This window comes from Undibacterium sp. GrIS 1.8 (assembly GCF_040544445.1).
In the GTDB taxonomy this organism is placed as follows: domain Bacteria; phylum Pseudomonadota; class Gammaproteobacteria; order Burkholderiales; family Burkholderiaceae_D; genus Undibacterium.
Map to the genome: position 1 here is coordinate 45,410 of NZ_JBEONQ010000004.1, position 13,126 is coordinate 58,535.

General features: G+C 47.4%; 10 protein-coding genes. 1 reads left to right on the top strand and 9 read right to left on the bottom strand.

Annotated features, from left to right (window positions below; translation table 11 throughout):
* Nucleotides 1-278: 278 nt before the first annotated feature.
* Complete coding sequence (locus tag AAKU64_RS02910) at nt 279-2,966, top strand: polysaccharide deacetylase family protein (RefSeq protein WP_354331376.1); 2,688 nt, start codon at nt 279-281, stop codon at nt 2,964-2,966.
* A gap of 379 nt (nt 2,967-3,345) precedes the next feature.
* Here the strand turns inward: AAKU64_RS02910 and AAKU64_RS02915 are convergent, their stop codons facing one another.
* The 9 genes from AAKU64_RS02915 to dapC form a co-directional block, all read right to left on the bottom strand.
* Nucleotides 3,346-3,726 (bottom strand): tautomerase family protein, encoded by a 381-nt coding sequence (locus tag AAKU64_RS02915; protein ID WP_354331378.1) that lies wholly within the window; start codon nt 3,724-3,726, stop codon nt 3,346-3,348.
* Between the two features lie 169 nt (nt 3,727-3,895).
* A complete protein-coding gene (locus tag AAKU64_RS02920) occupies nt 3,896-4,429 on the bottom strand; it encodes a GNAT family N-acetyltransferase (protein ID WP_354331380.1) in 534 nt (177 codons plus the stop codon).
* 419 nt (nt 4,430-4,848) lie between these two features.
* Nucleotides 4,849-6,840: an ATP-binding cassette domain-containing protein gene (locus AAKU64_RS02925; protein ID WP_354361356.1), complete on the bottom strand. Its 1,992-nt coding sequence runs from the start codon at nt 6,838-6,840 to the stop codon at nt 4,849-4,851.
* Nucleotides 6,841-7,004: 164 nt separating this feature from the next.
* Nucleotides 7,005-7,904: a 50S ribosomal protein L3 N(5)-glutamine methyltransferase gene (gene prmB / locus AAKU64_RS02930; RefSeq protein WP_354331384.1), complete on the bottom strand. Its 900-nt coding sequence runs from the start codon at nt 7,902-7,904 to the stop codon at nt 7,005-7,007.
* On the bottom strand, nt 7,901-9,028 hold the full coding sequence (dapE, locus tag AAKU64_RS02935; RefSeq protein ID WP_354361360.1) for a succinyl-diaminopimelate desuccinylase: 1,128 nt from the start codon (nt 9,026-9,028) through the stop codon (nt 7,901-7,903). Before dapE ends, prmB begins: the two co-directional genes overlap by 4 nt.
* Nucleotides 9,029-9,033: 5 nt before the next feature.
* Nucleotides 9,034-9,417 carry an arsenate reductase gene (locus AAKU64_RS02940; RefSeq protein WP_354331388.1) on the bottom strand — a complete coding sequence of 128 codons (384 nt, stop codon included), beginning with the start codon at nt 9,415-9,417 and terminating at the stop codon, nt 9,034-9,036.
* Between the two features lie 60 nt (nt 9,418-9,477).
* Nucleotides 9,478-10,614, bottom strand: a complete 1,137-nt coding sequence (locus AAKU64_RS02945; protein WP_354361362.1) for a PilT/PilU family type 4a pilus ATPase — start codon at nt 10,612-10,614, stop codon at nt 9,478-9,480.
* A gap of 97 nt (nt 10,615-10,711) precedes the next feature.
* Nucleotides 10,712-11,542 (bottom strand): 2,3,4,5-tetrahydropyridine-2,6-dicarboxylate N-succinyltransferase, encoded by an 831-nt coding sequence (dapD, locus tag AAKU64_RS02950; RefSeq protein WP_354361364.1) that lies wholly within the window; start codon nt 11,540-11,542, stop codon nt 10,712-10,714.
* A gap of 223 nt (nt 11,543-11,765) precedes the next feature.
* Nucleotides 11,766-12,986, bottom strand: a complete 1,221-nt coding sequence (gene dapC, locus AAKU64_RS02955) for a succinyldiaminopimelate transaminase (protein WP_354331461.1) — start codon at nt 12,984-12,986, stop codon at nt 11,766-11,768.
* Nucleotides 12,987-13,126: the final 140 nt, after the last annotated feature.

Genomic DNA, 13,126 nt, shown 5'->3' on the forward strand with positions numbered 1-13,126 from the left:
ATGGACAATAAATTATACTAGCTGGGAGTATTTAATACTAGTCTATGGCAATGATATCTAAAACCTAGCTGAACTGATGCCTGAGACAACAAATCAATTGGCATGTTTCTGATCTATTCACGATGTCTTGCCCACATTGATTGAAGCAAATTTTTGTCAAAAATATCATGATCTGACTTAAGATACGGCTTGATTGCAACTACACCATTCTTGTTTCGCTTTTCGGTCTTACAGCCTTAGCAACTCAATCCAACTTTGCCGACACACGTAATTACTTCATGAGCCAATCTCGCAAAATTATTCTCGCCATTGCCGCCCTAGTTGTTACGGCTTTGGTCGCATCAGGCGCTTATATTTTTTCTACCAGCAAGACAACAAAGCCAGAGCAGGGAAAGGCCGATCTCGTTGATATCGCTCCATCGCAAAACAAGTTGCCGAAAGAGTTAGGCGATATTCTGGCAGCGTACAGAAAAGTGATCGTACTGTTAGGCGACGAAAAGTCACTCAATGCCAAAGAGAAAACCGCTGCTAACCGGATTGGTCAAGCCTTGTTTCATGAAAATCTGGGGCGACTGCTTGCTGTTGATGATTATCTGGAGTCATTAAAAAAGCTCAAAGCGCCAGAGCGCGAAGCTGCTTATGACGCCATGCTCAATTTTATTGAATCCGGTGAGGGCTTGTTCGACGCTGATCGGCTGGCTTTCCGTGAAGTCTTACTCAAACTGCAAAAAGCGATTGCGACAGAACAAACTTTGCCAGCGATTAAATTACATAAACGCGTTGGTGATGATCTTACTGCTTTGGATGAGATCGAAAGAGAATACGATAAAGAATTAAAAGACATTTTCTCCCGGTTTGAGACCCGCTCGATAGAGCTAAAACGGGAGCGTTGGGATGATTACCTCAACAAGCTGCGCAAACTCTATCCGCGTGAACAGATCCTTAAAGACTATGGCGTGATCTTGCCTTACCCTGAGATTCCGGAACCGGTTGATCCTGCTGCTGCAGCCAAAGACAAGGATATTTTTGGCACTGGCTTGCCCGCCAAAACAATCGTCTTAACGTTTGATGATGGTCCACATGCGACTTATACCGACGAGATCGCAGCGATACTCAAACAATACAATGTGCCTGCGGTATTTTTTCAAGTCGGGCGCAACGTTGGTACCGTTGATGCGCAAGGTAAAGAAAAGTTGAATAAAAACGCGGATATCAGCAAAAAATTATTGGCATCCGGGTATGCGATTGGAAATCATAGCTTTAGCCATGCCTTGCTCTCGAAAGAAAATGGCGATAGTTTGCATGCCGAGATCGCACAAACCGACCAGTTATTAAAAGCGATTGATCCCGCGCGCTCGTCCTTGTTCCGCTTTCCGTATGGTGCCAAAAATAAGGAAGGCATGCAGATTTTGTCCAGCCTTGGTTTGCGTTCAGTGTTGTGGAATATTGATTCCTTGGACTGGGCCGATCCCGTCCCCAATTCCATCGCGAACCGTGTATTGGCGACAGTCGATAAAGAGCAGCGCGGCATTATTTTATTCCACGATATTCACGAGCGTACCGTCAAGGCGTTGCCGCTGGTGCTGGATAAACTGATCGCCGATGGGTATCACTTTGCTGGATGGAATGGCAGCGAATTTAAGGTAGGGAAAGAAACTACCGCGCCAGTAGAAAAAATTAGCATTACGACCGATTACCAAAATAGCTGGGCAGTCGTCATCGGAATTAATGATTATGCTAAATGGCCCAAGTTGCAGTACGCGGTACAAGATGCGAATTCGATTCGTGACATGCTGATTGGCCGTCTGGGTTTTTCCAGCGACAAAGTCATTACTCTGACCAATGCCGACGCCACCAGGAACAATATCCTGAGCGTATTTCATGACAAACTAGGTCATGGACAACTGAAAAAAGATGACCGTGTTTTTGTATTTTTTGCCGGCCACGGTGCTACCCGCAAACTGAGTTCTGGTCGCAATTTGGGCTACATCATTCCTGTTGATTCCGATCCTGAACAAATCTCCGTCGATGCGATCCCGATGACGGATTTGCAGAACATCGCCGAGAGTCTGAATGCCAAGCACATCCTGTTTGTGATGGACGCCTGCTACAGTGGCCTTGGCTTAACCCGCGGTGGCGGCACCAGCAGTTTCCTGCGTGAGAATGCCAAGCGGCTGGGTCGTCAGATGCTGACTGCCGGTGGCGCGGATCAGTTAGTCGCTGATGGAGGGCCAAACGGCCATTCGGTCTTCACCTGGACGCTACTACAAGCCCTGTCCGGCAAAGCGGATCTCAATGGTGACGGCATGATCACCGCTACCGAGCTGGCAGCTTACATCGCACCTGCAGTGTCCAGTGTATCGCAACAGACACCCGCATTTGGCAGCCTGCCAGGATCAGAAGGCGGTGAATTTGTGTTTGAAGTACGGAGCGAATCCGAGTTCTTAAATGCCAAGACAGATCAGTTGTCCGCAGATGCGATTGCGCTCAACAGCAAGATTGACGACGCCCGTAACAAGGTCGGTACAGACGCACCGATCGTGATTAAAAATCTGAACGGCGGCGAGCAAAAAATCGCTGCGCCTAAACCGGTCGACGCTTCATCCCGGCAGCTAGCGCAACGTGCCAATGATCAGGGCTTGCAACTTTATCGGGAAAAACAATACCCGCAGGCAGAGGCGGCCTTCACAGAGGCGCTTAAGTACCGACCTGACTTTGGTTTGGCCGCGAATAATCTGGGTTTCGTTTACTTTAAACAAGAGAAGTTTGCCGAGGCGGCACGCTGGTTTGAAAACACCTTGCAAATCGATCCCTCCAGAGCCATCGCCTACCTCAATCTGGGCGATGCAAGAGCAAGGCTGAATGACAACGAAAAGGCAAAAGCCGCCTACAACACCTTCTTGCAGCTATCGCCGAATAGTCCCAATGCGGCGTATGTGAAAGAAGCGTTGAAGAAGTTGAATTAATCTTGATGGAAGCGGGGGGCTGATTTAATAAAGTTGAATCAGCGAGCTTAAATCAGCGTACTTAAATCCGCAAAATTGAACTTATAAAATTCAATCCGCGTTGAATCCGCGCATAGCTAAGCAAACTAAACACATCACTCCTTCTCCCGCAAGCGGGAGAAGGCTGGGGTGAGGGCAGATGCAAGCGGCAAGGCAATTTATCTCAAATCACTAGCACCGAATTTACCACCAGCATTTGGAAACTCTATACACGTAGGGTGCGCCATGCGCACCATTTGCAACTCGATCCCGCAGCTCAAGTTTATCGGTGCGCACGGCGCACCCTAGCTATTTTCTTGCCGCTGCAATGTAAATCCTGTTTCTTCAACCAAAAATCACATCAGGTGTGTATCAAACGACCACCGCCAAATGACCAGTTTTCCCAGGTCGTTTCTTTAAAACAGACCATCACGTTTTCCGGATTGTGGCCCAGCGCTGTTAGTCGTTGTATCAAATCGCCGAGTAACTTTTTCTTGATCTTCACACTGCGCCCGACTGACCACAGAATTTCAATGAAGACAAAATCATTAGTACGCGGAGATGTCAGATCTGGGTAAGTGCTATCAAATCGAAAATCATCCGCCTCTAATTCCAATACACGATGGAATTTGTCAGTCACGGGCACGCCAGACTCAACCAGTGCAGCATGCACGGAATCTAAAACGCCGGATTTGAATTCACTCGATTTTGGCTTACGGACAGTAATAGTGACTAAAGGCATGATCTTTCCTCTCATGAAAAAAAGATCACTATACCTGTTAGTTCACATTTAGTTTTGTGCTGCAAATGTAGATGCCACAACCGTCTAAGCAACACATGAGAGGTCAACGCACAGCTATCTTTGGTTCTGGCGGCGTCATTTTTGCGTAAGTCCTAAAGTAGCCAGCAGATCATTCTGCGCGTCGTTCAAAGTGCAATAAGTCCTGCCATTCCCCGTGCAATTTTACGCTGCGAATTGACCGGCCAAATTGGCTAAACCCATTTTTCTCTAAGACCTTCGCCGAACCGATATTCGCTGGGCGAACTACCGCTTCAATACGCCATAGTTTGAGTGAACCGAAAGCTTCTTCCAGTAATAATTTAATGGCGCAACTGACGATGCCTTTGCCGGTTGCCTGTTGTGCCATGCGGTAGCCCAGCGTCGCTTTGTTGTAATGCGGTCTGACGATATTGGTGAGATTAATTCTGCCAGCTAACTGAGGCTGATCAGCCTCAGAATCATCTACCCAGATCAGATATTGAAACGACTTATCCTGCTCGCGCTCAACCTCTGCAGCATGCAACGTAGCCCGGACATGTGCCAGATCATAATAGGCGTCGGTGCGGCTGTGCACCCATTGCTCAAAGTAGTCGCGGTTCTGCAATTCAAATGCAAGCACTGCGTCAGCATCTGCAATGCGAGCGGGTTGGATGATGATTGTCATGGACTTGGATTAAAAGTGGGGTAGGTTGTGCTGTACAAAAATGCGATGTCAAATGATCGCATCAAATATGACAATTTTAATATACTCCCCATGATTTTAATTAAATATCTCTCATCGTCCAATGATTGTATGGACGATTAAATTTACTGGGTTAGAGTATGTTAATTACTTGTTTTTTTGAGCCTTTTGTCACGTTCTGATAGCTTGCTATTTCGCGCAGAAAATATCCCAAGTAGGTACGATTAGCGCAGCGTAATCGTACGAATGTTGAATACTCCAATCACATCAACGAATACCTGATTCATGTCTAATCGCTTTCGTATATTTTTACTGATGGAGGTGTCAGGTGAGCAATGATGTGTGTGCGATTACGCCGCGCTAATCGCACCTACTTGGTTGACTTAATGAAGCTAATTTCTTTACGACACGGCCTCCAAAAACTCCTGCTGCTCCAGCCAATCTGCCTCAGTTTGTTCAAGCTCTTTCACCAGATACGCCTGATCCAGTAAGAGGCCTTTTAGCTTCTCTTTGTTCGCATCGCTGTAGATATTGCTATCTTCAAGCTGGGCTGAGATGTCTTGTTTCTTGGCGTTGAGCCTGGCCATTTGCTCTTCCAGACGTTTGATCTTTGATTCGATCGGTTTGCGTTGTGTGGCGAGCTTTTGTCTTTGCTCTGCGTCCCTGCGTTTTTTTTCTTTATCTTCGACCTGATCTTCTACCGGGATCGGTTTTGCCAGCGGTAAGCTGTCTTGCTTTTCTTTGGTTTTGACTGGCAAACTTGGGGCGGCTTCTTTGGCTAATTTATTTTTGAATAGCCAGTCTTTGTAGTCGTCCAGATCGCCGTCAAACGGGAGTAGTTTTCCATCGGCGACGATGATGAATTGGTCGGTGGTGGCGCGTAATAAGTGGCGGTCATGTGAGACGACGATCAGAGTACCTTCAAACTGGGCTAGCGCTTCGGTTAGTGCTTCGCGGGTTTCCAAGTCCAGATGGTTGGTTGGTTCATCGAGCAGCAGCAGGTTAGGGCGCTGCCATACGATCATGGCTAGTGCGAGGCGGGCTTTTTCGCCACCGGAGAAAGGTGCGATGGGACTGGTCACCATGTTGCCGGGGAAATTGAAGCCACCGAGGAAATTGCGTAATTCTTGCTCACGTACATTGGGTGCGATGTGGGCGAGATGCCAGAGTGGTGATTCGTCGTGGCGTAACATTTCTACCTGATGCTGGGCGAAGTAGCCGATCTCTAAGCCTTTGCCTGTTTGCATATCGCCGCACAAAGGCGCGATGTCGCCGACGATGGTTTTGATCAGGGTGGACTTACCTGCACCGTTGACGCCCAATAAACCGATTCGCTGGCCGATTTGTAGTGAAAATTTGACGTCGGAGACGATGGTTTTTTCAGTGAAACTGTGATCAGTTTTTGATTCAACCCGGTAGCCGCAGTTGACGTCTTCCATGACCAACATAGGATTTGGCGCGCTGAGTGGTTCGCGGAATTGGAATTTGAATTCAGCCGCAGCCCTCAGCGGCGCGAGTTCTTCCATCTTAGCCAATGCTTTGATGCGGCTTTGAGCTTGTTTGGCTTTGCTTGCCTTGGCGGCGAAACGATCAATAAAAGATTGCAGGTGATCGCGTTTGCGGGTTTGTTTTTCTAAGGTACCTTGTGCCAGGATTAACTGGGCGGCGCGCTGCCGTTCAAACGCGGAATAGTTGCCTGAATAGCGCTTGAGTTTACGCTCATCAATGTGTACGACGACGTTGACGACGACGTCCAGAAAATCGCGATCATGCGAGATGATGAGCAGTGTACCTGCGTAGCGTTTTAGCCATTCTTCCAGCCAAATAATCGCGTCCAGATCCAGATGGTTGGTGGGTTCATCGAGCAACAATAAATCGGATTTGCACATCAGGGCTTGCGCCAGATTTAAACGCATGCGCCAGCCACCGGAGAAGCTGGCAACGGATTGTTCCATTTGTGCCAGCGTAAAACCGAGACCCAGCAATAATTGTTCGCCGCGTGAGCGCACGGTGTAGGCGTCGGCATCGGCCAGTGCGCCGTACATTTCGCCAATGGCGAGGCCGTTTTCTGCGCTCTCGGGTTGTGCTTCCAGCGCGGCTAATTGTGCTTCTAGTTTGCGTAAGGTGGTGTCACCATCAATCGCATAATCAATGGCGCTGCGTTCCAGTGCGGGTGTTTCTTGTGCGACGTGGGCGAGTTGCCATTTGGCGGGAAATTCGATGCTACCTTGATCTGGATGCAGCTCTCCACGCAACATGGCGAACAGGCTGGATTTACCCGCGCCGTTAGAACCGATCAAGCCTATCTTGTCGCCGGGATTGAGCGTGACATCGACGCTATCGAATAGAGGTTTGGTGCCGCGCGCCAGGATGACTTGTTGAAGACGTATCATTATTTACTTATTTCTAAAATTTCAAAAAACGGGGAGTATGTGATTCTAAGTGCGGATCGTCCAGGTTTTTTCTAGACGATCTTCAATGTAATGTTGATACTTATAGTGAGTATCTTATTTTTGGCAGTGCGATATTAGCTGCTTGTTCAGGGTCTATTCAGTGCTTATTTGTTGCTTAGCTGACTGGCATTGATTAAAAATACCATGTCGTCACCCGCGCTGGTAGATAGCCAGGTCAAATCGAGGTCAGCAAATGCTTGCTCTGCAAAGGCTCGTTCATTGCCGATTTCTACCATCAGGATGCCATTTTTGGTCAGACGTTTGCCTGCGCCTGCGACGATTTTACGCACCAGATCCATGCCATCCTCGCCACCAGCCAGGGCGATTTGCGGCTCATGCAAATATTCTTGCGGCAGTTTGCCCATAGAGCTGGAATTAACATACGGCGGATTGGTAATAATCAGGTCGTATTTTTTGTCCGGCACATTGGCGTATAGGTCCGACTCAATCAGCGTAATGCGATCTTGCAGTTCGTAGGTGTCTACATTGCGTTGGGCGACTGCCAACGCGTCTTTAGAGATATCGACGGCATCGACTTGCGCACCCGTGAACGCGTCAGCCAGCATGATCGGCAAACAGCCAGAGCCGGTACAAAGTTCCAGAATTTGCGTGATTGCGTCCGGCTCTTGCACCCATGGTGAAAAATGCTCAGGGATCAGTTCTGCGATGAATGAACGCGGTACGATGACGCGCTCATCGACATAAAAATTATACGTGCCTAGCCAGGCTTCGTTCGTGATGTAAGACGCCGGCACGCGATCGGTCGAGCGACGATGAATTACAGTCAGACAGGCTTCGACTTCTTCTGGTAGCAAGCGTGCATCCAGAAACGGATCAATTTTATCAATCGGTAATTTGAGCGTATGCAGCAGCAGATAGGCAGCTTCATCCAGCGCGTTAGCACTGCCGTGACCGAAAAATAATTTTTCCGTATTGAAGCGCGTCACCGCATAGCGCAACAAATCACGCAACGTTAAAAATAGGGTGGAGGGCAATTTGCTCATGTCAGCAGGTTTTCTAAAGTACGGCGGTAAATGTTTTTGAGTGGATCGATAAAGCGGACTTCGATATGTTCATCAATCTTGTGGATACTGGCATTGGGCGGGCCAAACTCAACCACTTGCGGACAAATTTTGGCGATAAAGCGTCCGTCGGAGGTGCCGCCAGTGGTGGATAATTCTGTCGTCAGGCCGGTTTCAGATTGAATCGCGGCACCGAGTGCATCGCTTAACTCACCTTTTGGCGTGAGGAAGGGATGACCGCCGATGGTCCATTTTAAATCGTAGTCCATACCGTTTTTGTCGAGGATGGCATGCACGCGTTGCTGCAAACCTTCTGCTGTACTGGCGGTAGAAAAACGGAAATTGAAGTCAACCACGGCGGTGCCAGGAATGACATTAGAGGCACCAGTACCGGAGTGAATGTTCGACATTTGCCATGAAGTTGGCAGGTAATACTCGTTACCTTCATCCCATACCTCTGCCACCATCTCTGCCAGCGCAGGGGCAACCAGGTGGATGGGATTTTTTGCCAGTTGCGGATAGGCGATATGACCTTGCACCCCTTTAATGGTGAGCTTGCCGGACATCGTGCCGCGTCTGCCATTTTTAATGGTGTCACCCAACAGATCAACTGAGGTTGGTTCGCCAACGATACAGTAATCCAATTGCTCACCACGGGCTTTGAGTTGTTCGCAAACGACGACGGTGCCGTCGGTTGCTGGACCTTCTTCATCGCTGGTGATCAGGAAAGCGATAGAGCCTTTGTGATATGGATGGGCTGCAATAAATTCTTCGCAAGCGACTACAAATGCGGCAATCGAGGTTTTCATATCCGCTGCGCCGCGGCCATATAACTTGCCATCTCTGTGGGTAGGCGTAAATGGTAACGACTGCCATTGATCAACTGGCCCGGTTGGTACTACGTCGGTATGACCGGCAAATACTAATAAGGGTTGTGTAGTGCCTTTACGCGCCCACAGGTTGGTGACGTCACCGGACTGTATCGTCTCGCACTGAAAACCAAGAGGTGTCAGCAAAGAGATCAGTTCATCCTGGCAGCCTTTGTCTTCTGGTGTGACAGAAGATAGCGCGATCAGTTTTTCTGTCAGCGCAAGTGTTTTGCTCATAGCGATTATTTGAAAAGAGGTTGGTATTGTTGGGCTGAAAATCCGACTTCGATATGTGTGACTTTGGCACCGGAGGATAGCATTTGCAACACAGGGCGTTTAATAATGGAGGGCGATGCAATCATCAAGGCGATTGCTGCATCGATATCGCTGACCGAGGTTTTTTGCTCATCTGTAAGCGCGCGCCAGGTAGTACCTTTGCGATTGATTAGCACGTCAAGACTGGTGTGCTGAAGCCAGCCTTCAACTGTTGCGCGCTCTAGTCCCTGTTTTTTAAAATCATGAAAATCGAAAGTAAAATTGTAAGTAAGAGCGTGCTCCTGTAACCAGGTGCGTGCCTTTTTGACGGTATCGCAATTCGGGATGCCATATAAAACGAGTGATTGCATGTTCTAATTTTTCTATTATTTCTTTGTATAAACTTAGCTATAAATTTGTTTATACGTTGTTTATACATTCAGTGTAAATTCGGTGAAAGACGCTTCTTCTTTTTGCTCTGGTTCAGGCTCTGCTGCGGTTGGACTTGGTCCAGCTTCGTTATTGAGCAACCACAGTAAGTTATTAGCAGAATCGGCATTAGCCAAACCTTCTTCCTGACTGATCAGACCTTCTTTAATCAGATGCATCAACGCACGTTCAAACGTCTGCGAGCCCGGTGACAAACTCTTTTCAATCGCTTCTTTAATCTGGAAAATATCGCCTTGCTCAATTAACTCTGCGACATAGCGCGTATTGAGCATAATTTCTACTGCCGGGCAACGACCTCCATCGACAGCACGTATTAGTCGTTGCGACACGATCGCGCGGATCGAAGATGACAAATCTAATAACAGTGCGTTGCGATTTTCCATCGGGAAGAAACTGATAATACGATTCAGTGCCTGATAACTATTATTGGCATGCAATGTTGCTAATACCAGATGACCTGATTGGGCATAAGCAATCGCCGCCAGCATGGTTTCCAGATCACGAATCTCACCGATCAAAATACAATCCGGTGCCTGACGCAGAGAATTTTTTAAGGCAGTTTTTAAACTGTCCGAGTCTGTGCCAATTTCGCGCTGATTGACGATGGATTTTTTACTTTTAAACAGATATTCAATCGGATCTTCTAAGGTCAGAATATGACCAGTTCTGATTTCATTACGATGATCCAACATAGAGGCAATGGTGGTGGATTTTCCGGAGCCGGTGGCACCCACGACCAGGATCAAACCACGCTTTTCCATAATCAGTTCGGACAAGACCAGCGGTAAGTGCAGCGTATTTAATGCAGGGATATTTCCCGGTACAAAACGCAGTACCGCTGATACTGTGCCGCGCTGACGGAAAGCAGACAGGCGGAAACGACCGATACCCGGCGCGCCAATACCGATATTAAGTTCATTCTCTCGTTCCAGTTGTGCCATGTGTTCTGGCGATACCACTTCATTAAGCAGCGACAGAATATTCGCCTGATCCATCTTTTGCTGGTTAATCGGCAGAAGATTGCCATTAATCTTGAGATGGATAGGCGAGTTCATGGCGAGAAACATGTCTGACGCATGTTTTTCTTTCATCAACTGGAATAAGCGATCCATTGCCATGGTGTGTCCCTATACAAAAAGGAAAAGAGTAAAAACTTAAAAAGTCGATGTATTTCTTTTTACAGAGACACACCGAAACAAGGATCTAAACGAAAAATTAAACGCCGCGCAGCAACTCGTTAATACTAGTTTTAGAGCGCGTTTGCGCATCAACACGTTTGACGATCACTGCACAATACAAACTGTATTTGCCATCTGAAGAGGGTAGGTTTCCAGAGACTACAACAGAACCGGAAGGAATGCGACCATAGCTGACTTCACCTGTAGCGCGATCGTAGATTTTAGTTGATTGACCAATATAAACACCCATGGAAATCACGGAGTTTTCTTCAACGATGACGCCTTCTACGACTTCAGAACGGGCACCGATAAAGCAATTGTCTTCAATGATGGTTGGATTAGCTTGCATTGGCTCTAAAACGCCACCAATTCCTACGCCGCCTGATAAATGTACGTTTTTACCGATTTGCGCGCAGGAGCCGACGGTGGCCCAGGTGTCAACCATCGCGCCTTCATCGACATACGCACCAATATTGACGTAGGACGGCATCAATACAACATTTTTACCAATAAAACTACCGCTACGTGCAACGGCTGGTGGTACCACGCGGAAACCACCTTTAACAAAATCTTCTGCGGTGTAGTCAGCAAACTTAGTCGGTACTTTGTCGTAGAACTGCATGTGATCGCCGGATGGCATGACGATGTTGTCTTCCAGGCGGAAGGACAGCAAGACCGCTTTTTTAATCCATTGATTGACTTGCCAGTTACCGACGCTGATTTTGTCAGCGACCCGCAGTGTTCCGGCATCAAGCTGGGATAACACATGGGCAACGGCTTCGCGTAATTCTGCAGGTGCCGATTTAGGTGAAAAACTGGCGCGATCTTCCCAAGCCTGGTCAATGATTTGCTGTAATTGTTGAGTCATATTATTTTTTCAGTTTTTAGAAAAGAGAGTGAATAGGTAGGTCGTTGATTCAATTAAAAGATCAAAATAAGAACCAATATTTTAGTTAGGACTTATGCAAAATCACCCCAGCTGCGTTGCAGCTCCTAGCGGTACTTAAAGTACTGTCGTCGTCGCTACGCCTTGCTGGGACAATTTTTCGTAAGTACTTTCAGTAGTTAATTCGATTAATCAATTCAGTAAATCAAAGACCGGCAAGTTTTTTGGTGAAAGCGACAATACGTTGTGCTGCTTCCATACATTCTTCAACCTCGGCTACCAGCGCCATGCGAATACGGTTTTGTCCCGGATTGCTACCATGTGCATCCCTTGCTAAATAGCTGCCAGGTAGCACAGTCACATTATATTCTTGGTATAAGCGCTTAGCGAAGTCTGTATCTGAAATGGATAACAGCTTATCGACCCTAGCCCACAGATAGAAGGCAGCATCAGGCAAATTCACGTCCAGAACTTCTTGTAAAAGTGGTGTGACTTGTGCAAATTTTTGACGGTATTTCTCTCGATTTTCATGTACGTGTAATTCATCATTCCAGGCCAGAATCGATGCCGACTGTATGCTAGGGCTCATCGCACTGCCGTGATAAGTGCGATATAGCAGAAAGTTTTTGATAATACTTGCATCACCAGCGACAAATCCAGAGCGCATACCAGGCACATTAGAACGTTTAGATAAACTGGATAAGGTGATTAAGCCTCGGTAGTCATTTCTGCCTAAAGCATGCGCTGCTTGCAAGCTGCCTAGCGGTGCCTCTGACTTGAAGTAAATTTCGGAATAGCATTCGTCCGCTGCAATCACAAAACCGTATTTGTCTGATAAATCGAATAATTCTTTCCAGTCTGATAGTGTCAACACGGCACCAGTCGGGTTGCCCGGGGAGCAGATGTACAGTAATTGCACCCGTTTCCAGATGTCGTCTGGAATACTTTTATAGTCGGGGGCAAAATTGCGTTCAGGATCAGCGTTGGCAAAATAAGGTTCAGCACCGGCTAAGTAGGCTGCGCCTTCATAAATTTGGTAAAACGGATTGGGGCACAGAACGATAGGTTTGCCGTGCTGATTAGCGCTGGGATCGATGATCGTTTGCGCTAAAGCAAAAAGCGCTTCGCGTGAACCGTTTACTGGCAAAATCTGAGTGGAAGCGTCCAAAACAGGTATTGCATAACGACGCGCCAGCCAATTTGCAATCGACAGTCTTAATGCATCTGAACCTGCAGTCGACGGATATGCGCTTAGTCCGTCTAAATGATCCGTTACAGCCTGGCGGATAAATGCCGGTGTCGGATGCTTAGGCTCACCAATACCTAAGCTGATTGCTTTGTAGGCTGGATTTGGTTTGACATCCGCGAACAGAAGTTTTAGCTTTTCGAACGGGTAAGGCTGAAGTTTTTGCAGGAAAGGATTCACTGTAAATTCACGAGTAGTGGTGGAATTGCGATCTAAAAATGATGTTTTCATCATCTTTTGCTAGAAAAACTAAAGAACAGCACTACATTATAGCCTTCCACGTTGCATTGCGGCATAGGGAACTCCCTCGTTGGGCATCA